At 64.2% G+C, this 25,780-nt stretch carries 24 protein-coding genes and 2 pseudogenes; 16 read left to right on the plus strand and 10 right to left on the minus strand.

All coding sequences use genetic code 11. The features are described from left to right. Positions 1-18 precede the first annotated feature (18 nt). Together QFZ94_RS31355 and QFZ94_RS31360 are read right to left on the minus strand one after the other, a co-directional pair. Positions 19-213, minus strand: a complete 195-nt coding sequence (locus tag QFZ94_RS31355; RefSeq protein WP_018418711.1) for a DUF2905 domain-containing protein — start codon at positions 211-213, stop codon at positions 19-21. Positions 214-244: 31 nt separating this feature from the next. Then, positions 245-1,447, minus strand: coding sequence for a class I SAM-dependent methyltransferase (locus QFZ94_RS31360; RefSeq protein ID WP_410852165.1), 1,203 nt, complete (start codon positions 1,445-1,447; stop codon positions 245-247). 13 nt (positions 1,448-1,460) lie between these two features. Here QFZ94_RS31360 and QFZ94_RS31365 point away from each other — a divergent pair. The 6 genes and pseudogenes from QFZ94_RS31365 to QFZ94_RS31390 all read left to right on the plus strand — a co-directional run bounded on the left by QFZ94_RS31365 (position 1,461) and on the right by QFZ94_RS31390 (position 7,959). After that, positions 1,461-2,289 (plus strand): annotated as a pseudogene (locus QFZ94_RS31365) (SDR family oxidoreductase). A gap of 90 nt (positions 2,290-2,379) precedes the next feature. Next, complete coding sequence (locus QFZ94_RS31370; protein ID WP_013090805.1) at positions 2,380-2,775, plus strand: dihydroneopterin aldolase; 396 nt, start codon at positions 2,380-2,382, stop codon at positions 2,773-2,775. A gap of 3 nt (positions 2,776-2,778) precedes the next feature. Further along, on the plus strand, positions 2,779-3,780 hold the full coding sequence (gene ttcA / locus QFZ94_RS31375; RefSeq protein WP_429461663.1) for a tRNA 2-thiocytidine(32) synthetase TtcA: 1,002 nt from the start codon (positions 2,779-2,781) through the stop codon (positions 3,778-3,780). 141 nt (positions 3,781-3,921) lie between these two features. After that, positions 3,922-5,283: a bifunctional UDP-N-acetylglucosamine diphosphorylase/glucosamine-1-phosphate N-acetyltransferase GlmU gene (glmU, locus tag QFZ94_RS31380; RefSeq protein ID WP_429461665.1), complete on the plus strand. Its 1,362-nt coding sequence runs from the start codon at positions 3,922-3,924 to the stop codon at positions 5,281-5,283. Between the two features lie 59 nt (positions 5,284-5,342). Beyond that, positions 5,343-7,162 (plus strand): annotated as a pseudogene (glmS, locus tag QFZ94_RS31385) (glutamine--fructose-6-phosphate transaminase (isomerizing)). Between the two features lie 197 nt (positions 7,163-7,359). Then, positions 7,360-7,959, plus strand: coding sequence for a rhomboid family intramembrane serine protease (locus QFZ94_RS31390; protein WP_429461667.1), 600 nt, complete (start codon positions 7,360-7,362; stop codon positions 7,957-7,959). Between the two features lie 49 nt (positions 7,960-8,008). Here the strand turns inward: QFZ94_RS31390 and QFZ94_RS31395 are convergent, their stop codons facing one another. Further along, positions 8,009-8,269 (minus strand): DUF6723 family protein, encoded by a 261-nt coding sequence (locus QFZ94_RS31395; RefSeq protein WP_368586396.1) that lies wholly within the window; start codon positions 8,267-8,269, stop codon positions 8,009-8,011. Positions 8,270-8,827: 558 nt separating this feature from the next. Here QFZ94_RS31395 and QFZ94_RS31400 point away from each other — a divergent pair. The 3 genes from QFZ94_RS31400 (at position 8,828) to QFZ94_RS31410 (ending at position 11,609) form a co-directional block, all read left to right on the plus strand. Beyond that, on the plus strand, positions 8,828-9,505 hold the full coding sequence (locus QFZ94_RS31400; protein WP_429461669.1) for a transglycosylase SLT domain-containing protein: 678 nt from the start codon (positions 8,828-8,830) through the stop codon (positions 9,503-9,505). A 197-nt stretch (positions 9,506-9,702) separates the two neighbouring features. Next, entirely contained in the window at positions 9,703-10,575 is an 873-nt protein-coding gene (locus QFZ94_RS31405) for a DUF2242 domain-containing protein (RefSeq protein WP_429461671.1), read from the plus strand. 782 nt (positions 10,576-11,357) lie between these two features. Continuing rightward, a complete protein-coding gene (locus QFZ94_RS31410; protein ID WP_368586375.1) occupies positions 11,358-11,609 on the plus strand; it encodes a hypothetical protein in 252 nt (83 codons plus the stop codon). 78 nt (positions 11,610-11,687) lie between these two features. On the opposite strand, the gene QFZ94_RS31415 is transcribed toward QFZ94_RS31410, so the two are convergent. Then, a complete protein-coding gene (locus tag QFZ94_RS31415) occupies positions 11,688-12,617 on the minus strand; it encodes a DMT family transporter (RefSeq protein WP_429461674.1) in 930 nt (309 codons plus the stop codon). 236 nt (positions 12,618-12,853) lie between these two features. On the opposite strand from QFZ94_RS31415, the gene QFZ94_RS31420 reads away from it, so the two are divergent. Further along, complete coding sequence (locus tag QFZ94_RS31420) at positions 12,854-13,606, plus strand: IclR family transcriptional regulator domain-containing protein (RefSeq protein WP_368586377.1); 753 nt, start codon at positions 12,854-12,856, stop codon at positions 13,604-13,606. 268 nt (positions 13,607-13,874) lie between these two features. Beyond that, complete coding sequence (locus QFZ94_RS31425; RefSeq protein ID WP_018432578.1) at positions 13,875-14,084, plus strand: hypothetical protein; 210 nt, start codon at positions 13,875-13,877, stop codon at positions 14,082-14,084. A gap of 151 nt (positions 14,085-14,235) precedes the next feature. Here the strand turns inward: QFZ94_RS31425 and QFZ94_RS31430 are convergent, their stop codons facing one another. Both QFZ94_RS31430 and QFZ94_RS31435 read right to left on the minus strand, forming a co-directional pair. Continuing rightward, on the minus strand, positions 14,236-14,514 hold the full coding sequence (locus QFZ94_RS31430; protein WP_410852571.1) for a hypothetical protein: 279 nt from the start codon (positions 14,512-14,514) through the stop codon (positions 14,236-14,238). Between the two features lie 53 nt (positions 14,515-14,567). After that, positions 14,568-15,326 carry a Mut7-C RNAse domain-containing protein gene (locus tag QFZ94_RS31435; protein WP_368586379.1) on the minus strand — a complete coding sequence of 253 codons (759 nt, stop codon included), beginning with the start codon at positions 15,324-15,326 and terminating at the stop codon, positions 14,568-14,570. A gap of 93 nt (positions 15,327-15,419) precedes the next feature. Between QFZ94_RS31435 and QFZ94_RS31440 the strand changes: the two genes are divergently transcribed. Both QFZ94_RS31440 and QFZ94_RS31445 read left to right on the plus strand, forming a co-directional pair. Further along, positions 15,420-16,289, plus strand: coding sequence for an NAD(P)-dependent oxidoreductase (locus QFZ94_RS31440; protein WP_368586380.1), 870 nt, complete (start codon positions 15,420-15,422; stop codon positions 16,287-16,289). Positions 16,290-16,397: 108 nt separating this feature from the next. Further along, the gene (locus QFZ94_RS31445) at positions 16,398-17,033 is read left to right on the plus strand and encodes a LysE family translocator (RefSeq protein WP_368586381.1); all 636 of its coding nucleotides are present in this window, start codon (positions 16,398-16,400) and stop codon (positions 17,031-17,033) included. A gap of 373 nt (positions 17,034-17,406) precedes the next feature. On the opposite strand, the gene argC is transcribed toward QFZ94_RS31445, so the two are convergent. The 3 genes from argC to QFZ94_RS31460 all read right to left on the minus strand — a co-directional run bounded on the left by argC (position 17,407) and on the right by QFZ94_RS31460 (position 19,830). Beyond that, entirely contained in the window at positions 17,407-18,354 is a 948-nt protein-coding gene (argC, locus tag QFZ94_RS31450; RefSeq protein WP_429461677.1) for an N-acetyl-gamma-glutamyl-phosphate reductase, read from the minus strand. Between the two features lie 217 nt (positions 18,355-18,571). Next, positions 18,572-19,144, minus strand: coding sequence for a flavodoxin family protein (locus QFZ94_RS31455; RefSeq protein ID WP_410852567.1), 573 nt, complete (start codon positions 19,142-19,144; stop codon positions 18,572-18,574). A gap of 89 nt (positions 19,145-19,233) precedes the next feature. Next, complete coding sequence (locus QFZ94_RS31460) at positions 19,234-19,830, minus strand: YbhB/YbcL family Raf kinase inhibitor-like protein (protein ID WP_368586384.1); 597 nt, start codon at positions 19,828-19,830, stop codon at positions 19,234-19,236. 269 nt (positions 19,831-20,099) lie between these two features. On the opposite strand from QFZ94_RS31460, the gene QFZ94_RS31465 reads away from it, so the two are divergent. Further along, on the plus strand, positions 20,100-20,789 hold the full coding sequence (locus tag QFZ94_RS31465; RefSeq protein WP_429461680.1) for a response regulator: 690 nt from the start codon (positions 20,100-20,102) through the stop codon (positions 20,787-20,789). 157 nt (positions 20,790-20,946) lie between these two features. On the opposite strand, the gene QFZ94_RS31470 is transcribed toward QFZ94_RS31465, so the two are convergent. Further along, complete coding sequence (locus tag QFZ94_RS31470; RefSeq protein ID WP_013090785.1) at positions 20,947-21,633, minus strand: orotate phosphoribosyltransferase; 687 nt, start codon at positions 21,631-21,633, stop codon at positions 20,947-20,949. A gap of 313 nt (positions 21,634-21,946) precedes the next feature. Here QFZ94_RS31470 and QFZ94_RS31475 point away from each other — a divergent pair, with 313 nt between their 5' ends. Both QFZ94_RS31475 and QFZ94_RS31480 read left to right on the plus strand, forming a co-directional pair. Beyond that, on the plus strand, positions 21,947-23,191 hold the full coding sequence (locus QFZ94_RS31475) for an MFS transporter (protein ID WP_368586386.1): 1,245 nt from the start codon (positions 21,947-21,949) through the stop codon (positions 23,189-23,191). A 293-nt stretch (positions 23,192-23,484) separates the two neighbouring features. Then, positions 23,485-25,767 (plus strand): NADP-dependent malic enzyme, encoded by a 2,283-nt coding sequence (locus QFZ94_RS31480; RefSeq protein WP_368586387.1) that lies wholly within the window; start codon positions 23,485-23,487, stop codon positions 25,765-25,767. The last annotated feature ends 13 nt before the right edge of the window (positions 25,768-25,780 follow it).

The following is a 25,780-nucleotide window of genomic DNA, read 5'->3' on the forward strand; positions in this document are numbered from 1 at the left end:
TGAAGCGGCGCGCGGTGTCTACAACACCCGCGCCAATAGCGATAACAGCATCGACAGCACCAGCGTCGACATGAACGGAAACGGATACTCGCGGCCGAACAGCCGCAAGGTCACGTCGCCGGGCATCCGGCCGATGCCGAGCTTCCTCAGCCAGGGCCAGCACGACGACAGCACCGCGACGGCAACGAAGGTAGTCAACAGCCAGCGAATCATCGCGAATCCTCGAAGCGGAGCGGCTTCACAATCACAGCGTATGCGAGCGGTCGCCGCTCGAAAAGGCCCGCAGCGTATCGTCGAGTCCGCGCGAAAACGCGATCACCTTGAAGAGTTCGCCCATCTCCGCCTCGGACAGCAGCTTCTGTACCGCGTTGGCCGCGGGCAGAAAACGCCTGGCGTCGGCGGGATCGATTTCGCCGAGCACCTCAGTGACACCCGCGTTCAGCAGGAAGCGCGCTTGCGACGTGAAGCCGAGCAGGTCCGCGCCGGTCTCGACGCCCGCCTCGGCGATGCCGGTGAATTCGACGTGCGCGGTGATGTCCTGCAGACCGGGGTACAGGAACGGGTCGCCGTGCGCGCGATGCCGGTAGTGGCACATCAGCGTGCCCTGCGCGCGCTGGTCGTGGTAGTACTCATGGCGCGGAAAGCCGTAATCGATCAGCAAGATCGCGCCGCGCGCGAGCATCGTGCAGATCGTGCGCGTGAAGGCGCGGGCGGCTTCGTGCGTTTCGGTCACGTAGCCGTCGGCGGCGTTCTCGCGATCAGTATCGATTTCGGTCAGCAGCGCGCGGTCCGCGGCGGCCGCGACGGGGCGGTCGTCGAACGCGAATGCGCCGTCGCGCCACACCACGCCGCGCTCGTGCCAGACACCGCCGTTTTGCGCGAAGAGGCGCACCGGCATCGCATCGAGCACCTCGTTGCCGATCACCACGCCTTCGAAGCGCTCCGGCAATGCGTCGAGCCAGCGCACTTTGGCGAGCAGTTCGGGCGCGGCCGCCGCGATCGTTTCGCGCTGCCGCTCGCGCAGCTCCCCCGACAGATCGACGATCGAATAGCTGTCGAATTCGGCGCCGAGCGTGTCGAGCGCATTGAGCAGCCCCGCGGCGAGCTTGCCGGTGCCGGCACCGAACTCCATCACGTCGCGCGTGCCGCTCGCCTCCAACGCTTCGGCGACCGGGCGCGCGAGCGTCGCGGCGAACAGCGGCGACAGTTCCGGCGCGGTGACGAAGTCGCTGCCGTCGTCGGCGCGCAGGCCGAATTTGCGCGCACCGCCGCTGTAGTAGCCGAGCCCCGGCGCGTACAACGCGCGCTCCATGTAGCGGTCGAACGGCAGCCAGCCGCCGGCCGCGTCGAGCTGCGCGCGGATCTCGGCGACGAGCGCGTCGGACTGCGCGAGCGCGCTCGGGCCGGGAGCAGGTAAACTATCGGGTTGGTGAGCTTTCGGATTCATCCCCGCATTGTAAATGACCGTTTCTCCGGACATCGCTGCCCGCGCTGCCGAAGCGCCGATTGAACCGCCCCGCGTCGTGCTGATTACCGGCGCCGCGCGCCGCATCGGGCGCGCGCTCGCACTCGGCTTCGCCGCGCGCGGCTGGGACGTGGCCGTGCACTATGGGGCCTCGCGTGAGGACGCCGACGAAGTGGTCGCGCAGATCGTCGCGCTGGGCCGCCGCGCGGTCGCGCTGCACGCCGAGCTCGGCGACGAAGCGCAGGTCGCGCGGCTGCTGCCGGACTGTGCCGCGGCGCTAGGGCGGCCGTCGTGCATCGTCAACAACGCGTCGCGCTTCGAGGAAGACACGGCGCGCGACGTCGGCTACGAGCTGCTGCTGAAGCTGACCGCGATGAACCTCGGCGCGCCGCTGGTGCTTGCGCGCATGCTTTACGACGCGACGCCCGATGCTGCGCTGCGCGACGAAAGCCAGCGCAGCGTGGTCATCAATGTGCTGGATCAGAAGCTGTACAACATGAACCCGGACTATCTGTCGTACACGCTGTCGAAGGCGGCGCTGCAGACCGCGACGGTCGCGCTCGCCCAGGCGCTCGCGCCGAAGGTCCGGGTGGTCGGGCTCGCGCCCGGCCTGACGATGCAATCGGGCGACCAGACCCAGCACGGGTTCGAGGCCGCTCACCGTATGACGCCTCTGGGCCGTGCGTCGCGGCCCGAGGATATCGTCGCCGCCGCGCTGTATCTCGCGGATGCAGCCGGCGTCACCGGAACGACGCTGGTGGTCGACGCGCGGGCAGCATCTCGTGCCGCTGCCGCGCGACGTAATGTTTTTGACGGGCGCCTGACATGCGCGCGCGGCCAGCCTTCGAAGCGGCCGTCGCGTGTGGAGCAGCGCCCCTTTGCGTGCCCCGCACGCTTTTTTGACTGGAACGAACATGTTTGCCGCTCTTTCGCACCCCCGGCTCGCCGATTGCCGCCGGCTGTTTCTGCGCAATTACGAAGTGCACATCAATATCGGCGTGCACGACTTCGAAAAGCGCGGCGAGCAGCGCGTCGTGATCAACGTCGAACTGTTCGTGCCGCTCGCGATGTCCACGCCGGTACACGACAAGCTCACCGAAGTCGTCGACTACGACTTCATGCGCTCGACGATCGCCAAGCGCGTGTCGCAAGGCCATATCCATCTGCAGGAAACGCTGTGCGACGACCTCGTGCGCGTGATGCTCGAACATCCGCAGGTGCGCGGCGCGCGCGTGTCGACCGAGAAGCCGGATGTTTATCCGGACTGCGACGCGGTCGGCGTCGAAGTCTTCCGCATCAAGGAGGACTGAGAGATGAATGCACCGGAAATGCTGAACGCAGGCAAGCAGGCCGCCGAGGCCGCCACGGCCTCGAACGCTGCGCGTGCGCCGAAATTGCCGCTCACGCGCCGCGAGCAGAAGGAGGCGTACGAGAACAACAAGCTGTTCAAGCGCCTCGCGCGCCAGGTCGGCCAGGCGATCGGCGACTACAACATGATCGAGGACGGCGACAAGGTGATGGTGTGCCTGTCGGGCGGCAAAGATAGCTACGCGATGCTCGATATCCTGATGCGGCTGCGCGAGCGCGCGCCGATCAATTTCGACATCGTCGCGGTCAACCTCGACCAGAAGCAGCCGGGCTTCCCTGAGCACGTGCTGCCCGAGTATCTGACCCAGCTCGACATCCCGTTCCACATCGAGAACCAGGACACCTACAGCATCGTCAAGCGGCTCGTGCCCGAGGGCAAGACCACCTGCTCGCTGTGCTCGCGACTGCGGCGCGGCATCCTGTATCGCGTCGCCGGCGAGCTCGGCGCGACCAAGATCGCGCTCGGCCATCATCGCGACGACATCCTGCAGACGCTGCTATTGAACCTGTTCTACGGCGGCAAGCTGAAGGGCATGCCGCCCAAGCTGCAATCGGACGACGGCAAGAACATCGTGATCCGGCCGCTTGCCTACGTGAAGGAAACCGATCTGGAGAAGTACGCGGAGCTGCGCGAATTTCCGATCATTCCGTGCAATCTGTGCGGTAGCCAACCAAACCTGAAGCGCGCGGAAATGAAGGCGCTGGTGCGCGACTGGGAGAAGCGTTTCCCCGGCCGCATCGAGAACATGTTCAACGCGCTGTCGAACGTGGTGCCGTCGCATCTGATGGACCACCAGCTGTTTCCGTTCGCGGGGCTGCGTGCGACCGGCGAGGCCGACCCGCAAGGCGACATCGCGTTCGACGAAGAACCCTGCTCGAGCGGCGACGAAGGTGCGCCGCTCACCGGCGCCAAGACTATTCCGCTGGTCCAGTTCGACGACCTGTAGAGAGCGAAAATTGCTTGTTTTGGCGGTATTCCGGCGGTTTTCCGCTGGCCTGCACGTCCTGCCGAGGCCGCTTCTGCGGCCTTTTTTGCAGGTGCAGCATGATAGAATCGTCCGCTCCAAACTCGTCTATTTGCCGACGCCATGAACATCGTCATTTTGGCGGCAGGTACCGGCAAGCGCATGCGGTCCGCGCTTCCCAAGGTGCTCCATCCTCTGGCCGGCCGGCCGCTCCTCGCTCATGTCATCGACACCGCCCGCGCGCTGAAGCCCGCGCGCCTGATCGTCGTGATCGGCCACGGCGCCGAAGCCGTGCGCGAAGCCGTCGCGGCGCCCGATATCCAGTTCGCGGTGCAGGAGCAACAGCTTGGCACCGGCCACGCGGTGCAGCAAGCGCTGCCGCTGCTCGAGCCTTCGTTGCCCACGCTGGTGCTCTATGGCGACGTGCCGCTCACGCGCGCGCAAACGCTGCGCGCACTGACGGAGCGCGCCGGCCGGGACGGCTACGGCGTACTCACCGTCACGTTCGACGACCCGACCGGCTATGGCCGCATCGTGCGCGATCAGCATGGCAACGTGCAGCGCATCGTCGAACAGAAGGACGCAAGTCCCGAACAGCTGAAGATCGCTGAAATCAACACCGGCATCATCGTCGCGCCAACCGCGCGCCTCGCCGGCTGGCTCGCGGCGCTCAAGAACGACAACGCGCAAGGCGAGTTCTATCTGACCGACGCGGTCGAGATGGCGATCGAAGCCGGCCTCGAAGTCGTCACCACGCAGCCCGACGACGAGTGGGAAACGCTCGGCGTCAATAGCAAGCAGCAGCTCGCCGAACTCGAGCGGATTCATCAGCGCAATGTCGCCGACGCGCTGCTCGTCGCGGGCGTGACGCTCGCCGATCCGGCGCGCGTCGACGTACGCGGCACGCTCGAATGCGGCCGCGACGTATCGATCGACGTCAACTGCGTGTTCGAAGGCAGCGTGTCGCTCGCTGACAACGTCAGCATCGGGCCGAACTGCGTGATCCGCAACGCGCGTATCGGCGCGGGAACGCGCGTCGATGCGTTCACGCACATCGAAGGTGCGGAAGTCGGCGCGAAGGCCGTTGTCGGTCCGTATGCGCGCTTGCGCACAGGCGCGGCGCTGCAAGACGAGTCTCATGTAGGGAACTTCGTCGAGATCAAGAACGCGGTGCTCGGTCATGGCTCGAAAGCCAACCACCTCACCTACATCGGCGACGCGGATGTCGGCGCGCGCGTGAATATCGGCGCGGGCACGATCACCTGCAACTACGACGGCGCGAACAAATTCCGCACCGTGATCGAGGACGACGTGTTCGTCGGCTCGGACACGCAACTGGTCGCACCGGTGCGCGTGCAGCGCGGCGCGACGATCGCGGCCGGCACCACGGTGTGGAAAGACGTCGCCGCGAATGCGCTGGTGTTGAACGATAAAACCCAGACGAGCAAGACGGGCTACGTGCGCCCTGTCAAAAAGAAAAGCTGATCGATACGGCGCGCCCACGACGCGCGCTCACTGAATTCGGCACTGAAAAGGAATACACCATGTGCGGCATTGTCGGCGCGGTTGCGCAACGTAATATCGTTCCCGTCCTGATCGAAGGACTGCGACGTCTCGAATATCGCGGCTACGATTCGTGCGGCGTCGCCGTGCTCGGCGCTCGCGGGCCGAGCCGCGCACGCAGCGTCGCGCGCGTCGCCGACCTCGACGCTCAGGTGCGCGAAGGTCACCTCGAAGGCGTGACGGGCATCGCGCATACCCGCTGGGCCACGCATGGCGCACCGGTTACCGACAACGCGCACCCGATCTTCTCGCGCGATGCGCTGGCGTTGGTACACAACGGCATCATCGAAAACTACGAGACCCTGCGCGAAATGCTGCGTGGCAAGGGTTACGAGTTCGTTTCGCAGACCGACACCGAGGTTATTGCTCACCTGATCCATAGCCTGTATCGCGGCGACCTGTTCGCCGCGGTGCGCGAGGCGATCGCGCAACTGCATGGCGCGTATGCGATCGCGGTGCTGCACCGGGATCAGCCGCATACGGTCGTCGGCGCCCGCCAGGGCTCGCCGCTCGTGGTCGGACTCGGCGACGGCGAAAACTTCCTCGCCTCCGACGCGCTCGCGCTCGCGGGCAGCACCGAGCGCTTCATCTTCCTCGAGGAAGGCGACGTCTGCGAACTGTCGCTCGATGGCGTGCGCATCGCCGATCGCCAGGGCGAGATCGCGCAACGCGAGGTGCGTCAGGTCGCGGCCTATGGCGGCGCGGTCGAACTCGGCCCGTATCGCCACTTCATGCAGAAGGAAATCTTCGAGCAGCCGCGCGCGATCACCGACACGATTCCGCAAGCCGACGCGTTCGATGCGTCGATCTTCGGCGAAGGCGCCCGCCAGGTGTTCGCGGACATCGACAGCCTGCTGATTCTCGCGTGCGGCACACCAGCTACTACTCGGGACTCACCGCCAAATACTGGCTCGAATCGGTCGCGAAGATTCCGACTCAGGTCGAGATCGCGAGCGAGTATCGCTATCGCGAGTCGGTGCCGAATCCGAAGTCGCTGGTGGTGGTGATCTCGCAGTCGGGCGAAACCGCCGACACGCTCGCGGCGCTCAAGCACGCGCAGGAACTCGGCCACAACCACACGCTTGCGATCTGCAACGTCGGCACGAGCGCGATGGTGCGTCAGACCGAGTTGTCGTTCCTCACGCATGCGGGCCGCGAGATCGGCGTAGCGTCGACCAAGGCATTCACGACGCAGCTGGTCGCGCTGTTCACGCTGGCGGCAACGCTCGCGAAGCTGCGCGGACGTTTGAATGACGAGCAGGAAGCGAGCTATCTGAAGCAGTTGCGCCACCTGCCGGCCGCGCTCAACAGCGTGCTCGCGCTGGAGCCGCAGATCATCGCGTGGGCGGAGGAGTTTTCGCGCAAGGAACACGCACTGTTCCTCGGACGCGGCATGCACTATCCGATCGCGCTCGAAGGCGCGCTGAAGCTCAAGGAGATTTCGTATATCCACGCCGAGGCGTATCCGGCTGGCGAGCTCAAGCACGGGCCGTTGGCGCTCGTGACCGAAGCGATGCCGGTGGTGACGGTTGCGCCGAACGATGCGCTACTCGAAAAGCTGAAGTCGAACATCCAGGAAGTGCGCGCGCGCGGCGGCGAGCTGTATGTGTTCGCCGATGCGGACACGAAGATCGTCAACGGCGAAGGGCTGCATGTGATCCGGATGCCAGAGCACTATGGCTTGCTGTCGCCGATCCTGCACGTGGTGCCGCTGCAGTTGCTCGCGTATCACACCGCATGTGCGCGTGGCACGGATGTGGATAAGCCGCGCAACCTGGCGAAATCGGTGACGGTGGAGTGACGACGAAGCAGGAGAAGACGTAGCAAACGACGGCTGCGACGAACCAGGCCGTCGGTTCGCGCCAAATCAGCCGCACCGCCAAACGGTGTGGCTGACGAAACATCCACCGCTCCAATCGGCATCTGTCGTCCCACGATGCCTCGGCGTGACGACGCCAGCTCGACTACCCTCTGTCGACATCCCGTGGCCACGTCACCATGAAGACCTCATCTCCCAACACGCTCACCGAGAAGCTCAAGTCCCGGGTCGTACTGATCGCGCTGTTCGTCGGTTCGATGTGGGCCGCGTTCTTTCTGTCGGTTGCGTTGCCGTTCCTGCATCTGGACGAACTCGGTGTCGTGCCGAGTACGCTCGGCGGCTTGCAAGGGATCCTGTTCGCGCCGTGGCTGCATGCGAGCGTCGGGCATATCGCGGCCAACACGAGCGGGCTCGTCGTGCTGGGCTGGCTGTGTATGTGGCCGCACATCGGCGGCTTCTGGCGCGCAACCATCGGCGCGATGCTCGGCGCCGGTCTTTGCGCGTGGCTGTTCGGCGCGCCGTATTCGGTGCATATCGGCGCGAGTGGGCTGGTGTTCGGCTATGCGGGTTACCTGGTCGCACGCGGGTACTACACGCGCAATCTGGTGTCGATCCTCGTGGCTCTGGTCGTGGTCGGCAGCTACGGCCTGAGTCTGCTGTTCGGTGTGCTGCCGATCTATCCCGATGTGTCGTGGCAGAGCCATATCGGCGGCGTGATCGGTGGTGTGCTCGCGGCGCGTTCGGGGGCCGGGGCTGCGCGCCGGATGCGAGCGCGCTGACGGAGATCTCCGGTTCGTTGGAATGGGCCCGGTTCGAGGGCGTATCGGCCTACAACTCCGGCCGCGCCAGATCGCTCGCGACGATGTGCTCGCCATACACCTGCGCTGCCGCGAGCGCTTCGACGCGGCTCGGATGCGGACCCAGTTCGGGCGCGCCGTCGAACGGAAACAGCACGCGGCCGTCGGTCGTGCGCACGACCTTCAACACGCCGAAGAAGCGCCGGTAGCCAGCCATCTTCGCGCTCGCCGAAATCTCGAAGTCGTCCTCCGATGTGCCCGGGACGCTGGGAATAAACGCGGTCTTGCTCATAGCTGAAAACATCGGTTGTTCATCGAAGCGGTGCGCAACGATGCGCACGGCCGACGTGCATTGTCTCAAATCCGCGCGAATGATGAAGCGAGCGAGCCCCCTCGCCGCGCGATCAGCAGGTTCGATTACTACCGGGACGGAAAAGTGCAACTAACTGCACAAGAGTTGCGAGGCAAAAAGCTGCTGGGCGTCGGTGTCGCTGTGTTTCTACGTGCAACGCGATACGAACCCGGACACGTGATATCCGAAGGATGCGCACGGCAAAGTCGACAAGTCGAACGATCCGCCGGTCGCACTGCGCGTGAACGTCGACACGACTGACGAACCGCCCACGCGCAAAGCAGGCGAGCGTCCGGTCTGTTCCGAGCGTGATAGCGACGACGTCGCCGCCTTTCCTCCAGACGCTGACGGACGGTTTCGACCTGAAGGCCAAAGCGGCCAGAGAAGCGGATCGAAAAATGCGAAGAGTTATGGTCACCCTTGATTTAAAAGACAAAAATGGTGCCGCACGGTACAGCGGGGCTATAATGCGCGGATCTTTGCTCTCCGACGTCCACCATGAGCCGATTACTTTGCCTGATCGTGCTTTCGCTCGGCCTCGCGCAAACCGCGGCGGCCGACGAAAACACTGACCGAATATCGGCGTACCTGACGCAGAAATTCGGTGTGGGCAAAGAAAAAGCTCAAAAGATCTCCGACGCGGTGCAATCAGCCGCCAACAAATACTCCCTCCCTCCGGCGCTGCTGCTCGCCATCATCTCGATCGAATCCCGCTTCAAGGAAAAGGCCCGCGGCGCCAATGGCGCGACGGGGCTGATGCAGGTCGTACCGCAGGCTCACCGCGGGCTGTTGCGCAACGTGAAGGACCTGACCGAACCGGGGGCGAATATCGAAGCCGGTTCGGCGATCCTGTACGGCTACATGCGCTCGGCGAACGGCGATCTGAATACCGCGCTGAAGAGCTATGGCGGTTCGAAGGCCTATGCGCAGAAGGTGAATCTGCGCGTCGAGGATTTCGCGGCGGTTGCGACGCCCGCGGACGGCGTATCAGGAGCCGCTGGGCGGGCCGCGTCGTGCGAGGCGGATCGTTGCGCCGGTGCGAACCCGTGGGCCGACGCGTTCAGCGTACCTGCGGCGCTCACTGCACCTGTGGCGCCTGCCGCGAGCGGGGCCACTGCGGCCTCTGGGTCGACTTCGGCCGCGACAGCGGGCTCGACGCGCACGACATCCAACTAGGCGCGCCCGCGCGGTTTCTACTCCCGTTCTAGCCCGTATGCGCTGCGAAGGCCGGGCTTCGTGCATCCAATTGATGTGCTGTGTTACATGACGTAATGTGGTTCGGGCTCCGGCTTGCACGCTTTTTACGCACGTGGCGCTACCCGCTCTACAATGCATTCCCATTCGCGCTCACGAGGCGCTTCTTGCACCTGATCATGCAGACCCCCTTCTCCCGCACCACCGCCGCGGCCCTGTTCGGGCTGCTCGCGCTCACGGCATGCAGCAGCAGCACGCCGCAACCCAAATTTACGCAGGAACTGTTCGAAACCGGCGCAAGCCCGTACGCGCGCAATTTCAATTCGAGCACCGGCGATAGCTGCGAAGCCGCGCGCCGCGCACTGCTGAGCCAAGGCTATCTGACGACGATGTCGCGCCCCGATACCGTGGATGGCACGAAGAATTTTCAGCCGACCGGCGATTCGCACGTGGTTGTCGAATTTCACGTCGTCTGCACACCGGGCGAAGAGGCGGCCAATACCAGCATCGTTTATGTGAACGCGGTGCAGAACGGCTTCGCGTTGAAGAAGAGCGATACGTCGGCGAGCGTCGGGCTCAGCGTGCTCGGTTCGCTGTCGCTGCCGATTCGCTCGAATAGCGACGCGATGGTGAAGATCTCGAGCGAAACGATCCCGTCGGGCAAGTTCTACGACCGTTTTTTCAGCCTCGTCGATCATTACTTGCAAACCGTCGTGCGTACGCAGCCGGTGGCGAGCAGCTCGATCGAAACACGCACGCTGCCGATGCAGGTAACCACGCCGCTCCAGCTGACGATTCCTGACCCGGTCCCCGAGCCGGTACCGGCGGCGGCTCCCGCTGCCGTTCAGGCGACGCCGGCCGTGCCGGTTCAGGTGTTGTCGCCAACTACCGCTCAAGCGGTCCAACCAGCGCCCGCCCCCGTGCAGTTAACCGCGCCCGCACCGGTTCCGTTAACAACGCCGTCGCCCTCTTCTCCGGTCCATCCATCCGGCCCGATCGGCCAAGCCGCGGCGATCGAACCCGCGAGCGGCACGGCGCCTCTGGTGCCGTGAAGGCAGCGCAGCGACTTTCGCATCAAGGCTGATCAAGTCCCGATCAGCCTTTTACTCATGCGCGCGGTCAGATTCACCTTATGGTGTTTACTTGATACGTATACATACGTAGTAGTAGTTAACAAGGGTTAACCGATTCTGTGGATAAGTGGCAAATGTCGCGCCGCTTCAACATCATGCGAAGCCGATAACCCTGCGGAACACCTCGGTAGAAAAACTACATAACTGGGATAAGTTCGAACACCCGTTAACCGACCCCCACCTTTATCAAGATTTCGCGCACAGGCTGTTCCTCGCGCTATCCCGAAGTTATTCAGAGGTCGCTGTGGATAACCATCGCCTCCGAAGCACGCCTTCCGTTGCTGGGCACCTTCGCTTCGCGTGATGCGAAGCGCTCGCCAACGCACAGAATTTCGCCCATCGAACGCGCACATTGATGACGCGGTACGAAGATTGCGCGCCTTCTTATTGCAAGCGCAACTGTTGCTATTTCGTCAAAACCATTTGCCCAGCGAACAATCCGGCATAGAGTTAAAGTGTTTTGTGAGGTTTCTGGTGCAGTGCGGGGGATGTATGAAACGCAGATCAGCACGACAGCTAGTCCGTCTTCTGTCGGACCTTCGACATGCGGCCCATTGCAGATCGTTGCGGGCGGCCTCGACCAATCGGGTGATGGCGCTGGCAGCCGCCGAGGCTGCCGAGAACGGCGACACCACTCGCGACGACGACAGTCCCGAGTCCACGCGCGATGCGCAGCGCGACAAGCTGTTCCGGAGCAGATCATGAGAACCGCGAGCGAACAGTCGTTGCGGTTTCTGGTCGACAAGTGGCTTTCGCCATCGCCGGCCGAGCCGGTTCACGTGACCGAGTTCAGCCGCACGCGCACCGGCGGGCGGCGTTATGTGCGGGTGGAAACTTCATCGGAAGAGGGCGCGCGAGGTTTGTTCTTCTTTCGGCACGACGATGGCTGCTGGTGCGTGTTTCCGCCGACCGCCGATACGCCGAGCCAATTCGCTCATCCACGCGCAGCATAGTTAGGCGAATGGGAAGGACGCCTGCCGGTGCGGATCGCGCACCGAGCGTCGGCGTCGAATGGTTTTAACCGCTGTCAATCACAACCCCTGCGGAGCACGCTGCCGGGCGCGTTTCCAGCCCGGCAGCATCTGACACACGATCAATCCCGCGAGCATCAACGCACAGCCGAACAATGCGCGAGCCGTCAGCGTTTCGCCGAGCACGAGCCAGCCCGCGAACGCCGCGAATACGCCTTCCATGCTGAAAATCACCGCCGCATGCGAAGGCGCCGCATAGCGCTGCGCAACCACCTGGATCGTATACGCGACGCCGACCGATAACGCACCGCCGTAAACGATGGTCGGCGCGGCTCGCACAATTACCGCGGCGCTAACGGGCTCGACGACGAGGCCGATCGACAGACATACGAGCCCACAGGTCACGAACTGCACGAGTGCGAGCATCAGCGTGTCGTGGCGCGCCGCGAAGCGGCCGACCAGCATCATCTGCGCGGAAATCACCAGCGCCCCGGCGAGCTGATACCAGTCGCCATACAGCATCGAGAAGTGCTCGTCGACGCTCAGAAAGTACATGCCAACGGCCGCGAGCAACGCGCCAAGCCATGTACCGAGGCCGGTCCGGTGGCGAAACAGCACGCCGAGCAGCGGCACGATCACCACATACAGCGAACTGATGAAGCCCGCGTTCGCGATCTTCGTGTACTGCAGGCCGATCTGCTGCAGCGAGATTGACTCGGCCAGCACGACACCGAGCAGTCCGCCCGCGCCAAGCAGTTCGCGTGCACCGCCGGGCGCGCGCTTCGTCAGTTCGGCGAGCGCCGGGCGGCGCACGCAGACGATCATCGTCAGCACGACGAGCGCCCCGAGCAGAAAGCGCAGGCCGGTGAACAGGAATGGGCCGATCGTATCGAGGCTCAGTCGCTGTGCGACGAACGCGGAGCCCCAGATCATCGCGGCGATCAGCATCAGCACGTTCGCGCGCAGGTGTTGTCGGCTGTCGGGATTCAAGGTTGGTTCTGATTTGTCGTGTGGATCCGGCTGGAAAGCCGCAAGGGCGCTTCACGCGGTGCGCAGCCCGTAAGGAATCGCTCACATGATACGCGGGACTCGCGCGCAGGGCAGGCAAAGCCCGCGAGCCGCGCGATAATCGCGCAACGGCCGCGCGGTCGCCGTCGTGCGGACCGCCCTGATCAGGCGACTTGCAAACCGGACCGTGATCCCGGCTCTTTCCACGAGCAAACGAAATGGACGACAGGGACTGGATCGCGGGCGCCGCGAAGGCGCTCGCGATCATCGAAGCATTCGACGAAGAGCACGCGCGCATGACGCCGACGATGGTTGCCGCGCGCGCCGGCCTTTCGCGGACGGCCGCACGCCGCTATCTGCTGACGCTGCGCGAGCTCGGCTACGTCGACACCGACGGCAAGCTGTTCTGGCTCGCGCCGCGCGTGCTGCGGCTCGGCCAGTCCTACCTCGATTCGGCGCGGCTGCCGCGCACGGTGCAGCCGTTCCTGCAGCGGATCACCGCAACCGTGCAGGAAACCGCGCTGGTCGCGATCCTCGACGAACACGATGTCGTCTACGTCGCGCGCAACGGCGTGAATCGGGCGATGGCGGTCGGCTTCGTGACCGGCTCGCGCGCGCCGGCGCCATTATCGTCGGCGGGGCTCGTGCTGCTCGCGTTTCAGCCGCCCGACAGCATCGACCCGTGGCTCGCGTCGTATCCGATCAAGGTTTTTACGCCGTACACCTATTCGACGGTCGACCGGCTCAGGGAAGTGCTCGGCGAAATCCGCCGCAACGGCTACGTGGTCACCGACCAGCAACTCGAGCTCGGCGTGCGCGGCGTCGCGGTGCCGTTGCGCGACCGGCACGGTACGGTGGTCGCGGCGATCAGCGTCAGCATGCCGATCGGCGAGGAGTCCGCGAACGCCGCGCTGCACCGTGTTTTGCCGGCGCTGCAGGAGACCGCGAGCCTGCTGCGGAACCTGGTTTGAGCGCGGCGAAGCGGTCGGTGAGGCGCGCGGCGGGCGGCTTCACGGGGAGATGGTAGTGTCCCTGGCGCAACTTGCAGGTCGTGAAAGCACGCTGAAAGCAGGCTGTCTCCCGGAAAATACATATCGAGTTTTGCGCATGACAAACCGCCTACGCTTGGGTAATACTCTCCCGCGGGGAGCGCAAGGCGCCTCGAAGTCCGGCCCGCTCTACCGTGCAGCTGTTGTATTCATTCACATTGACTAAGTCGTCTGGTTTGGGGATCAACACATGAAAAAAGTTATCGTCTCGCTCGCAGCCGCTTCGATCGCACTCGTTTCCGTTCAGGCTTTCGCACAGGCATCGGATGCCGCCGCTACGGAAGCAGCAAGCGCACCGAAGAAGCATCACATCAAGCAACTGAAGACCCACGGCAAGAAGGCACACGTTTCCGCTGCAGCTTCGGCCGCCGGCACGAACGACAAGGGCACGCAGAACTAAGCCGACGCCCGTTCGTCGGGCGTGCCATGCCGCTGCACCGGGCCGCTTGCCGGTCGGTGTGGCCGGCGAAGGCAGATGCGTTGCTAGCAAAAAGGCCAGAGCTCGCGCTCTGGCCTTTTTGCTTTTGCGGCGAATATCGCGCGCGGGACGATCAGCCCGCGAGCCCGCGGCGGATCACTTCATCGAGCAGCCCGTTCAGGCCGTCCGGATGCGTGGCGGCGCGCGTTTTCAACTCTTCCACCAGCCCGCTATTGAGCTTGCACGCAAACGGGACGAGGCCTTGCGCCTGATCGAGCTTGCGCTGCTCGCGCCGGTCGGCTTTCGGCTCGGTCGCGACATTCTTGCCGCCGCGGTTCGCGGCCGCCTGCTTCATCGCGTTGCCCAGTTTCAGCGCCTTGTTCTTTTCAAGGTCGGTTTTTTTCATCGCCATCGGAAAGGCCTCTGCCAAATAGATCAACCCGCATTGTACGCAAGCGCGCGGGCTCAGCCGACCCGCTCCGGCGCGCTGGCGGAGACGCTGTCCATCAATGCGCGCATCCTCTGCCAATGCGTGCCTTCCCAGAACACGCGTCCGCATACATCGCAGGTGACGAAGCGGCTGTGCCGCTGCAGCACGCCGTGCGGCACACGCGGGCCGGCTTCCTCGCGCCCGATGCGCCGCAGTGGCGCGTTGCATACCAGGCATAGCCGGAACGGTTGCGCGCTGCGCGCGAGATCGAGCCGCTCGAACACTTCGCGCAACTGCTCGCGCGGCCGCAGCGCGCGCACATAGCAGCCGTGGGTGATGTTGCGGCGCTTGAGCAGCTCGCGGTCGCGCGTCAGCACGATGCGCTGTTGCGCGGCGGCGAGCGCCTCGATATCGGCGTCGGGAAAGTGGTTGTCGTACAGCGTATCGAAGCCCGCCAGCCGCAACAGTGGCGCGAGGCCGCCGAGATGCGCGTCGGCGATGAAGCGCATCACGCGCAACGGACGCTCGCGCACACGCAGCAGCGGCTGGATGTCGAGCGCCTCGAACTTTGGATAGACCGCGACGCGGTCGCCGTCGGCGAGCGGATAATCGAAACCGACCGACTCGCCGTTCACGAGGATCAGTTCGACCTCGGTATGCGGCACACCGAGCACTTCGATCATGTGCTTGGTCGTCGCGTCGCGCGCGCACACGCAGGTGAACGCGCGCCGGCGCAGCGGCCGTGCGATGAAGTCGTTCAGCTCCTCGTAGAAGCGGAATGTCGCGGTGACCATGCCTGCAGTATCGCACCGCCCGGGCTGCGTGTTGTCCTGCGCGTGTCGCATGAGTGTGCTTTACTTCGGGTTCTTTAGCAGACGGAGCGATAGATGGACATTGGTTTTATCGGTCTCGGCGAGATGGGCGCCGCGATGGTTGCAAACATTCTGAAAGCCGGGCACCAGGTGCGCGTGTGGAACCGCTCGCCGGAAAAGGCTCAGCCGCTGGCCGCGCTGGGCGCGCAAGTGGTCGCCACGCCGGCTGAAGCGTTTGCGGGTGACGCCGTGTTCTCGATGCTCGCCGACGATGCCGCGCTGCGCGAAGTCATCACCGCGTCGCTGCTCGAACATGCACCGCGCGGGCTGATCCACGCGAACATGGCGACGATTTCCGTCGCGCTCGCCGAGGAACTGGCGACCGCGCACGCGTCGCGCGGCGTGCACTATGTGGCCGCGCCGGTGCTCGGTCGGCCCGACGTCGCGGCCGCGGGCAAGCTGACGATCGTCGCGGGCGGGCCGGCCGAATCGATCGACCGGATCCAGCCGATTTTCGACGTGCTCGGCCAGAAGACCTGGCGCATCGGCTCGCTGCCGCAGCAGGCGAATGTGATGAAACTGGCCGCGAACTTCATGCTCGGTGCGGCGATCGAGTCGCTCGGCGAAGCGGCCGCGCTCGTGACGGGCCACGGCGTCGGGATGCACGACTTCCTCGACGTGATCACGAGCGGCCTGTTCCCGGGACCGGTGTATTCGGGCTACGGCAAGCTGATCGCCGAGCAACGCTTCGAACCGGCGCTGTTCAAGGCGCGTCTGGGACTCAAGGACGTGCGCCTCGCGCTCGCCGCCGCCGATGCGGTGACGACGCCGATGCCGGTCGCGAGCGTGGTACGCGACAGCCTGATCGAAGCGATCGCGCACGGCGACGGCGAGAAGGATTTCGCGGTACTGGGCCAGGTGGCCGCGCGGCGCGCCGGCCGTTGACGAAAGGCTTCGATCGCCGCACGCGAGCGATCGCCTTAATGTGAGCGCATGAAGTCACGCTGGGCGGCAAGGCATAATGGCCGCCCGATCCCCTCACATCCGATTTCGATGACTCTGCATACCTGGTGGCTGTTCGTCGCCACCGTTTTCGTCGTTTCCGCGATTCCCGGTCCCAACATGCTGCTCGTGATGACGCACGGCGCCCAGCACGGTCTGCGCCGCGCGAGCGCGACAATGGCCGGCTGTCTGTCGGCGCTGGTGCTGATGCTGGCGGTATCGGCGGCGGGACTCGGCGTGTTTCTGGCGGCATGGCCGACCATGTTCAACGCACTGCGCATGATCGGCGCGGCCTACCTCGTGTATCTGGGCATCAAGGCATGGCGTGCGCCAGCCGACGAAGCCGCCGCGCAAACCGTCGACGACCTGGCGCTCAGGCCAGCGCGCTCGCGCTTCGCGCTGTTTCGCAACGGCTTTCTGGTCGCGAGCAGCAATCCGAAGGCGATTCTGTTCGCGGCCGCGCTGCTGCCGCAATTCATCGATGCCACCGAGCCGAAGTTGCCGCAGTTCGGCGTGCTGCTCGCGACGTTCGCGTTGATCGAGGTCAGCTGGTATCTGGTGTACGCGGGTTTCGGCACGCGCATCGGCGCGAAGCTGAAAAGCCGCAGCGTCGCAAGGATGTTCAACCGGCTGACGGGCGGTGTGTTCGTCGGTTTCGGCGCGATGATGGCGCTGGTGCGGCACTAAGCACCGCGCCTCCTGGCAGACAAGGAGAAACGCAAGCGTATTAATGTGGCTGTTGTATGTTTGCAACATCGAGGGTCAACCCTAATTTGCATGTTGCAACGCACCAAGCGGTTTGCTATAGTACGTCTTGTCTCCTCCATGTCTCCTCTGATATGGATTCAGCCCGCCAACCTAGGCGGGCTTTTTTTTTGCCCGGAATTCGCCGCATGTGCGCAAAGCGCGGCCGCGAACGTGGAAAACCAAGCTCAGAACTTATACGACACGGCCACGTAGGAAGTGATCGGGTTCGCGGTATTGAAACGAAAAAAGCCGGTCTGTAAAGACCGGCTTTTTCGTTTTCGTAGCTCGCGGTGAGGCCCGCGAGCCGACTCGCTTAGCGTGTCAAACCGCTGTCTTCGGCCGCGCCGATCGCGAGATTCATGCACTGGATCGCCGCACCCGACGCTCCCTTGCCGAGATTGTCCAGACGCGCGACGGTCACGAAGCGCTCCTCATCGCCGAACACGAACAGGTCGACACGATTGGTGTCGTTGTTCGCCTGCACATCGAAGAAGCCGTTGTCGAGGTTCGCATCGGCGTCGAACGGTGCGACGTGCACGAATGCTTCGCCTGCGTAGTACTCGGCGAACAGAGCCTGCAGGTCCTGCGGCGTCGTCTTCTTCGCGAGCTGACCCGGCGAGAAGTACGTGGTGACCGCGAGGCCCTTGTAGAAGTCGCCGACGATCGGCGTGAAGATCGGCGCCGACTTCAGGCCCGTATGCGCGGCCATTTCCGGCAGATGCTTGTGCGTGAGGCCGAGCGCGTACGGGCGCGGGCTCTTTAGCCTGTCGTTGCCGCCGGCTTCGTAGTCGGCAATCATCTTCTTGCCGCCGCCGCTATAGCCGGTGATCGAGTACGCGTGCGCGGCGAACTCGGGCGCGACTACGCCGCCTGCGACGAGCGGACGCATTGCGAGCACAAATGCCGAGGCGTGGCAGCCCGGCACGGCGATGCGTTTGGCGGTGCGCAGCCGCTCGCGCTGCGAACGGGCCAGCTCAGGCAGGCCGTACGCCCAGTCGGGCGACGTGCGGAACGCGGTGCTCGCGTCGATCAGCACCGTGCGGTCGTTCTCGACGAGCGAAGCGGATTCGCGCGAGGCGACGTCGGGCAGACACAGGAACGTGACGTCCGATGCGTTGATGAGACGACGGCGTTCGTCCAGATCCTTGCGCTTCGCTTCTTCGATACGCACGATTTCGACGTCGGCGCGCTGCGACAGGTATTCAAAAATCTTCAGGCCGGTGGTGCCTTCCTGTCCGTCGACAAAAACTTTCGTGCTCATCTCAATCTCACTCGCTGGAAACGGGGCGCGACGCCGCGCCGGAACGTTATTTTAAGACGTCATCGCCGGGCCAGTGCGGTGCAGCGCGAAAAAACGACGATGCGCGCGCAACGTGACATCGGCGTGACCCGCTGTGCGGCAAATGCTGACTGATGACCGAAGATGCACCATCGATGCGGCGCGACGCCGTTTGGGCGCCCTTCAGTGCATGCAGCCATCAGCCGCGCGCCGCGTTCCAGCGCGCAGTGACGCCGGCGATGCGCGCGCCGAACAGGCGTGCGGTTTCGAGATCGCCCGGCGGCGGCGCTTCGTCGGGCGACGCATCGGCCGCAGATTGCGTGAGCAGGCCGGTAAAGCCGCCGACGAAGTTCAGATCGTTGCGCGTCGCGGCCTTCGTGTTCGACGGCATCATGCCGGTGCCCGCCCAGATCATGCTGTGCTGCATCGCCAGCGTGACGAAGTACTGGATCGTCGAGAACTTGTCGCCGTTCATCGTCGCCGAGTTCGTGAAGCCGGCCGCGATCTTGTCTTTCCACGCCTGCGCGAACCACGGCTTCGAGCTCGCATCGGCGAACTTCTTGAAGTCGGCAGACGGGCCGCCCATGTAGGTCGGCGCGCCGAAGATCAGCGCGTCGGCGGCGGCGAGCTCGTCCCACGAGGCGTCGTCGAGGTCGCCGACCGGCATCAACTTCGCATGCGCACCGGCTTCGAGTGCGCCCGCGAGGACGGCTTCGGCAACCTTCTTCGTATGGCCGTAGCCGCTGTGATAAACGATGACGATCTTCGACATGGACTGCTCCAGCAAGGCGACCCGCAGGTGATCGGAGACGAAACGCGAGGCGGCGGGGTGGCGCGCCATGACGGCCGCGCTGACCGCCACTAGCGCGCGTAATTGACCACCAGCTTCGCGCTGCCGATCGCGGCCGTGCCGATCTCGTGATCGAACATCAACGCGGGACGCCCTTGCGCGAGACGCAGATCGGCAGAGTTCAGCGCGTACACGGTGATGATATAGCGATGCGGTTTGCCGGGCGGCGGGCACGGGCCGCCATAGCCGTCGGTATCGAAGTCGTTGCGCGCTTCGACCGCGCCGAGCTTGCGCAGGAAACCGGACGAACTGGCATTCTCGGGCAGGCTGTCGACCGTGGCAGGGATGCCCGCGACCGCCCAGTGCCACCAGCCGCGTCCCGGCGCGTCCTCGTCGAACATCGTGATCGCGAAGCCGCGCGTGCCGGCTGGTGCGGCGCGCCATGAGAGCTGCGGTGAACGGTTGCCGCCCTTGCAGTCGTTCTGGTCGAACACCTGCGCATTCTGCACGGCGCCGCCCGCGCGCACGCTCGCGCTCGTCAGCGTGAACGGCTCGTCGGCCCGGGCACCGGCACCATGCGCCGCCAATAGTGCAAGCATCGCGCCGACGGCGAGCGATCGATGCCGCCACGATGAAGCCAACGAAACAACCAGGCAACGCACGCGCATATGCCGGTTCTCCTGTCAGGGCGCGAGGCGCGGGTCCTCGCGATGGTCGTTGTCCTGAATTGTGCCCCAAGGTCGAATAAAGTCTAACACCAGCGCTGATTAGCTCTGCGACGCAATCTGTTCGCGTCCCGCGGAATTAGCAGATAGGAAATCAGCTATAGTAAGAGGATTATCGTGCGACCCTGGCTGTATTTGTCTCGTTTAAATAGCGAGCGTCGAAAGAAGTGTTAGGAGTTGTGGAGACCGGTTTATCCGTCCAGAGGAGGACGATGCAAGTTTCACTCAGGGTCGTGGTGGCAGACGATCATCCGGTTATTCTGTTTGGTGCCGAAAATGCGCTTCACAAATTTCCCGGTATGCAAGTCGTTGGGCGCGCAAGACAGTCGACTGAACTCATCAAATTGTTGCAATCCACCGAATGCGACGTGCTCGTCACCGACCTGGCCATGCCGGGCGGCCAGTACGGCGATGGCTTGCAACTGATCGACTATTTGCGCCGCAATTTCCGGAACCTACCGATCGTCGTGCTCACCATGCTCGAGAACGCCGCCTTGCTGAAACGGCTCAAGGAGCTGGGCGTGACGTCGGTCGTGAACAAGTCGGACGATCTGAGCCATATTGCGCTTGCGGTACAGCACGTCGGCCGTCGCATGACTTATATGAGTCCGTCGGTGAAGGCGGTGCTCGAAGGGTTGCGGGTCAATTCGGCCGGCAAGCGCGACGACTCGAAGCTGTCGCGGCGCGAACTCGAAGTCGTGCGGCTGTTCGTATCGGGTATGACGATCAAGGAAATTTCGGAGCGTTTGAATCGCAGCATCAAGACCATCAGCACGCAGAAAAATGCGGCCATGCGCAAGCTCGGAATCGATCGCGACTCCCAACTGTTTCAGTATGCACAGAGCAATGGTTTGCTGAATCTGTCGTCGAACTCGATCAGGAGCATCACGAACGAGTCCTGATATCGCGCCTCGTTTTGTCCGCCGCGTAATCCGCGAACGGCAAGCGGCAATAAACAATCGGCGATAAAAAAAGCCGCCTGTTTTGCAACAGGCGGCTTTTTATTCAATTCGCATAAAGCGGCTACGTTTTTATTGTCACTGCTTTACCACGATGGCTTTATTGCGGCGCAGACGTCGCACCGCCATGCGCCGCGGACCATTCGGCCGGCGCGTGCAGGAATTTCTCCACTTCGTCGATCGTCTTCGTGTCGAAGTAGTTGTTTTGCTTCGCGACGCGCAGCACGTCCCACCACGTGGCGAGCGCGTGCAGATCGACGTCGATGTCTTTCAGCACCGACACGCTTTCCTTGAAGATGTTGTAGTGGAACAGCACGAAGCAGTGGTTCACCGTCGCGCCGGCGGTGCGCAGCGCGTTGATGAAGTTGATCTTGCTGCGGCTGTCGGTCGTCAAGTCTTCGACGAGCAGCACGCGCTGGCCTTCGGTCAGCAGACCTTCGATCTGCGCGTTGCGGCCGAAACCCTTCGGCTTCTTGCGCACGTACTGCATTGGCACCATCAGGCGGTCGGACAGCCATGCCGCGAACGGGATACCCGCGGTTTCGCCGCCGGCGACCGCGTCGATCTGCTCATAGCCGACGTCGCGCAGGATCGTCGCTTCGGCCATTTCCATCAGGCCGCGGCGCACGCGCGGATACGAGATCAGCTTGCGGCAGTCGATATACACCGGGCTCGCCCAGCCGGACGTGAAAATATACGGTTTCTCCGCGTTGAAATGCACTGCTTGCACTTCGAGCAGCATTTTGGCGGTGGTGTCGGAGATCGTCTGGCGATCGAAGCCTGTCATGGGCGGATCCTTCGGAGTGAGCGGGGGAGAAGCGGGCGCCGGGCCCGGTGGCGCAGCATGCGGGGTATGCCGCGCCATGCTGGGCGGGATACGCGGCCGGGGGAAGAGCACAGACCGGCTTTTGCTGCGCGCGTGGGCCGTTATTTTACCTGAAATGGGTCGCACCGAGGAGGCCGTCGTACGCGGAGGCGCCGCCAGCGGACGGTTCGGCGCGCGCATCGTCTTGTGACCGGCTGAGGCCGCCTTTACACTCACGCGACTTTCCCCAGGCGGCAACCCACACGGCCGCCCCCAGACCAACGGAATGCTTTCAATGAACGCCGCCCCACCCGCCTCTGCCTCCGCCACCGAAACCCGTTCGGCCGTCAAGCCGGGCCATGCGGGCCGCGCGCTGCTCGCGTCGTTGCTGGGCTACGCGATGGACGGCTTCGATCTGCTGATCCTCGGCTTCATGCTGCCTGTGATCGCCGCCGATCTGCATCTAAGCTCGTCGCAGGCTGGCGCGCTGGTTACATGGACGTTGATCGGCGCAGTCGCGGGCGGCGTGCTGTTCGGCGTGCTCAGCGATTATTTCGGCCGCGTGCGCATGCTGACTTGGACGATCCTGATCTTCGCGGTGTTCACCGGCCTGTGCGCGCTCGCGCAGGGCTACACGGACCTGCTGATCTACCGGACCATCGCCGGCATCGGGCTGGGCGGCGAATTCGGCATCGGTATGACGCTGGTCGCCGAAGCGTGGCCGGCGTCGCAGCGGGCGCGGGTGTCGTCGTATGTCGGGCTTGGCTGGCAGCTCGGCGTGCTGGCGGCCGCGCTGCTGACGCCGCTCCTGCTGCCGGTGATCGGTTGGCGCGGCATGTTCGCGCTCGGGCTGGCGCCGGCGGTCGTATCGTTCTTCGTGCGGCGCCGCGTCGAGGAGCCGGCGCTTTTCAACCAGCGCGTCGCGCGCGGCATGCGCAAGCTGCCGCTGAAACTGCTGTTCGTCGATGCGCGCACGACGCGCGCGAGCCTCGGCGTCACGATCCTGTGCTCGGTGCAGAACTTCGGCTATTACGGCTTGATGATCTGGCTGCCGAGCTATCTGTCGAAGACCTTCGGCTATTCGCTGACCAAATCGGGGCTATGGACCGCCGCGACGATTCTCGGCATGGCGGCCGGCATCTGGCTATTCGGCATCGCCGCCGACCGCTTCGGCCGTAAACCGACGTTCCTGTTCTACCAGGCGGGCGCCGTCGTGATGGTGTTCGTCTATGCGCAACTGACGACGCCGATGGCGTTGCTGATTGGCGGCGCGGCGATGGGGGTGTTCGTGAACGGCATGATCGGCGGCTATGGCGCGCTGATTTCGGAGCTCTATCCAACCGATGCGCGCGCCACCGCGCAAAACGTGCTGTTCAACGCCGGCCGCGCGGTGGGCGGCTTTGGGCCGGTGGTGGTGGGCGCGCTGGCGGCGCGCTACTCGTTCGGCGCGGCGCTCGCGCTGCTCGCGTCGATTTATCTGCTCGACATCTTCGCGACACTATTTCTGATCCCTGAACGACGCGGCGCCGAGCTCGATTGAGCGTGTCGCCGCCACATGGCGCAAAAACACTGCCGGATGCAGCGACTCTGCATTTATAGCGGCTGTTTCGCCAATTGCGAGTTCTGTTAACCACTCAGTGCATCGACACATCCGGGGTGTACACTGATCGACCCGCGAAGCACTCCACATCGTCCCGTCTTCGTCGAGGTAAGCCATCGCGCCTTGCCGGGCGCGTGCGAAAACCGCCTCGGTCGGCTATCCATTCGACAGATGAAAACGCCGCAACGGTGTGGGGCGCCGGGCCCAATCACTTACGTCTCGCAGGCCTAGAAATGGACGAACAACTGAAGCAAAGCGCTCTCGCATATCACCAGAATCCGAAACCTGGCAAGATTTCGGTGACGCCCACCAAGCCGCTGTCGAACCAGCTAGATTTGTCGCTCGCGTATTCGCCGGGCGTGGCCGCAGCCTGTATGGCGATTCACGATGAACCGCTCGACGCGCAGAAGTACACGTCGCGCGGCAACCTGGTCGGCGTGATCACGAACGGTACTGCGGTGCTCGGCCTCGGCAACATCGGCCCGCTCGCCGCGAAGCCGGTGATGGAAGGCAAGGGGTGTCTGTTCAAGAAGTTCGCCGGCATCGACGTGTTCGACATCGAACTCTCCGAATCCGATCCGGACAAGCTCGTCGAGGCGATCGCGATGCTCGAGCCCACACTGGGCGGCATCAATCTCGAGGACATCAAGGCGCCCGAGTGCTTCTACATCGAGAAGAAGCTGCGCGAACGTATGAAGATTCCGGTCTTCCACGACGATCAGCACGGCACCGCGATTATCGCGTCGGCGGCGATCCTGAACGGCCTCAAAGTGGTCGGCAAGAAGCTCGACGAAGTGAAGCTGGTTTGTTCGGGCGCGGGCGCGGCGGCGATTGCGTGTCTGGATCTGCTCGTCAATCTCGGTCTGTCGAAGAAGAACATTATCGTCGCCGACTCGAAGGGCGTGATCTACGAAGGGCGCGGCAACCTCGATCCGTCGAAGGAACGCTATGCGGCGCACACCGAAGCGCGCTCGCTCGCCGATGCGATTCGTGGCGCCGACGTGTTCCTCGGCTGCTCCAGCGCCGGCGTGCTAAAGCCGGAGATGGTCGCCGAAATGGGCTCGCAGCCGCTGATTCTCGCGCTCGCGAACCCGGAGCCGGAAATTCGTCCGGAAGAAGCGCGCAAGGTGCGTCCGGACTGCATCATCGCGACCGGCCGTTCGGACTATCCGAACCAGGTCAACAACGTGCTGTGCTTCCCGTTCATCTTCCGTGGCGCGCTCGACGTGGGCGCGACGACGATCACCGAAGAAATGAAGCTCGCGTGCGTGCGCGCGATCGCCGAGCTGGCCGAGGAAACCGACCAGGGCGATGAAGTCGCGAAGGCCTACGAAGGCCACTCGCTCGAATTCGGTCCCGAATACCTGATTCCGAAGCCGTTCGATCCGCGCCTGATCATCAAGATCGCGCCGGCCGTCGCCCAGGCTGCGATGGATTCGGGTGTCGCGACGCGTCCGATCCAGGACATGGACGCGTATCGCGAACAACTCGGCGCGACCGTCTATCGCTCGGGCATGGTGATGCGGCCGGTGTTCGCGGCGGCGAAGTCGGCGCCGGCGCGCATCGTGTTCGCGGAAGGCGAAGACGAGCGCGTGCTGCGCGCCGCGCAGTTCGTGCTGCTCGAAAAGATCGCGAAGCCGATCCTGGTCGGCCGTCCGTCGGTGATCGAGATGCGTCTGAAGAAGATGGGCTCGAAGCTCAAGTGCGGCGAAGACGTCGAGATCGTCGATCCGGAAGACGATCCGCGCTATCACAAGAGCTGGCAGGCGTATCACGAAATCGGCGCGCGCGAGGGCGTGACGCCCGACGTCGCGAAGGCGGCGATGCGCAAGTTCAACACGCTGATCGGCGCGATCCTCGTGCATCTCGGGGATGCGGACGGCATGATCTGCGGGATGATCGGCCAGTACCACACGCACCTGAACTTCATCGAGCAGGTGCTCGGCAAGGCCGACAACGTCGATAACTTCGCCGCGATGAACCTGCTGATGCTGCCGGGCCGCAACCTGTTCATCTGCGACACGTACGTGAACGAAGTGCCGACCGCCGAGCAGCTCGCCGACATGACGATGCTCGCCGCGCGCGAAATCGAGAAGTTCGGTATCACGCCGAAGGTCGCGCTGCTGTCGAACTCGAACTTCGGCAGCGCGCCGTCGTCGTCGTCGCAGCGCATGGCCGCGGCGCGCAAGCTGATTACGCAACGCGCGCCGTCGCTCGAAATCGACGGTGAAATGCACGGCGACGCCGCGCTGTCGGAGGCGGTCCGCAAGGCCGCGTTCCCGGGCACGACGCTCGCCGGCGAAGCGAACCTGCTGATCATGCCGAACGTCGAAGCGGCGAACATCGCGTACAACCTGCTGAAGGTGGTGGGCGGCGAGGGCGTGACGGTCGGCCCGTTCCTGCTCGGCGCGGAAAAGCCGGTGCATATCCTGACGCCGGCCGCGACCGTGCGCCGGATCATCAACATGACGGCGGTCGCTTCGGCGAACGCGCGCAAGTCGGTGAACGCGAAGTAACGCGCACGCGACG

The organism is Paraburkholderia sp. JPY465, assembly GCF_050436725.1.
Classification (GTDB): Bacteria; Pseudomonadota; Gammaproteobacteria; order Burkholderiales; family Burkholderiaceae; genus Paraburkholderia; species Paraburkholderia youngii.

Excerpts from the sequence above, each read along its gene's own strand:
- QFZ94_RS31420 (WP_368586377.1), top strand. The coding sequence starts at position 12,854 with ATGGACGACAGGGACTGGATCGCGGGCGCCGCGAAGGCGCTCGCGATC.
- argC (WP_429461677.1), bottom strand. The coding sequence starts at position 18,354 with ATGAGCACGAAAGTTTTTGTCGACGGACAGGAAGGCACCACCGGCCTG.
- QFZ94_RS31460 (WP_368586384.1), bottom strand. The coding sequence starts at position 19,830 with ATGCGCGTGCGTTGCCTGGTTGTTTCGTTGGCTTCATCGTGGCGGCAT.
- QFZ94_RS31360 (WP_410852165.1), bottom strand. The coding sequence starts at position 1,447 with ATGAATCCGAAAGCTCACCAACCCGATAGTTTACCTGCTCCCGGCCCG.
- QFZ94_RS31440 (WP_368586380.1), top strand. The coding sequence starts at position 15,420 with ATGGACATTGGTTTTATCGGTCTCGGCGAGATGGGCGCCGCGATGGTT.
- QFZ94_RS31445 (WP_368586381.1), top strand. The coding sequence starts at position 16,398 with ATGACTCTGCATACCTGGTGGCTGTTCGTCGCCACCGTTTTCGTCGTT.
- QFZ94_RS31400 (WP_429461669.1), top strand. The coding sequence starts at position 8,828 with ATGAGCCGATTACTTTGCCTGATCGTGCTTTCGCTCGGCCTCGCGCAA.
- QFZ94_RS31370 (WP_013090805.1), top strand. The coding sequence starts at position 2,380 with ATGTTTGCCGCTCTTTCGCACCCCCGGCTCGCCGATTGCCGCCGGCTG.
- QFZ94_RS31390 (WP_429461667.1), top strand. The coding sequence starts at position 7,360 with ATGAAGACCTCATCTCCCAACACGCTCACCGAGAAGCTCAAGTCCCGG.
- QFZ94_RS31410 (WP_368586375.1), top strand. The coding sequence starts at position 11,358 with ATGAGAACCGCGAGCGAACAGTCGTTGCGGTTTCTGGTCGACAAGTGG.
- glmU (WP_429461665.1), top strand. The coding sequence starts at position 3,922 with ATGAACATCGTCATTTTGGCGGCAGGTACCGGCAAGCGCATGCGGTCC.
- ttcA (WP_429461663.1), top strand. The coding sequence starts at position 2,779 with ATGAATGCACCGGAAATGCTGAACGCAGGCAAGCAGGCCGCCGAGGCC.
- QFZ94_RS31395 (WP_368586396.1), bottom strand. The coding sequence starts at position 8,269 with ATGAGCAAGACCGCGTTTATTCCCAGCGTCCCGGGCACATCGGAGGAC.
- QFZ94_RS31430 (WP_410852571.1), bottom strand. The coding sequence starts at position 14,514 with ATGGCGATGAAAAAAACCGACCTTGAAAAGAACAAGGCGCTGAAACTG.
- QFZ94_RS31455 (WP_410852567.1), bottom strand. The coding sequence starts at position 19,144 with ATGTCGAAGATCGTCATCGTTTATCACAGCGGCTACGGCCATACGAAG.
- QFZ94_RS31470 (WP_013090785.1), bottom strand. The coding sequence starts at position 21,633 with ATGACAGGCTTCGATCGCCAGACGATCTCCGACACCACCGCCAAAATG.
- QFZ94_RS31355 (WP_018418711.1), bottom strand. The coding sequence starts at position 213 with ATGATTCGCTGGCTGTTGACTACCTTCGTTGCCGTCGCGGTGCTGTCG.
- QFZ94_RS31465 (WP_429461680.1), top strand. The coding sequence starts at position 20,100 with ATGCAAGTTTCACTCAGGGTCGTGGTGGCAGACGATCATCCGGTTATT.
- QFZ94_RS31435 (WP_368586379.1), bottom strand. The coding sequence starts at position 15,326 with ATGGTCACCGCGACATTCCGCTTCTACGAGGAGCTGAACGACTTCATC.
- QFZ94_RS31480 (WP_368586387.1), top strand. The coding sequence starts at position 23,485 with ATGGACGAACAACTGAAGCAAAGCGCTCTCGCATATCACCAGAATCCG.
- QFZ94_RS31425 (WP_018432578.1), top strand. The coding sequence starts at position 13,875 with ATGAAAAAAGTTATCGTCTCGCTCGCAGCCGCTTCGATCGCACTCGTT.
- QFZ94_RS31475 (WP_368586386.1), top strand. The coding sequence starts at position 21,947 with ATGAACGCCGCCCCACCCGCCTCTGCCTCCGCCACCGAAACCCGTTCG.
- QFZ94_RS31405 (WP_429461671.1), top strand. The coding sequence starts at position 9,703 with ATGCAGACCCCCTTCTCCCGCACCACCGCCGCGGCCCTGTTCGGGCTG.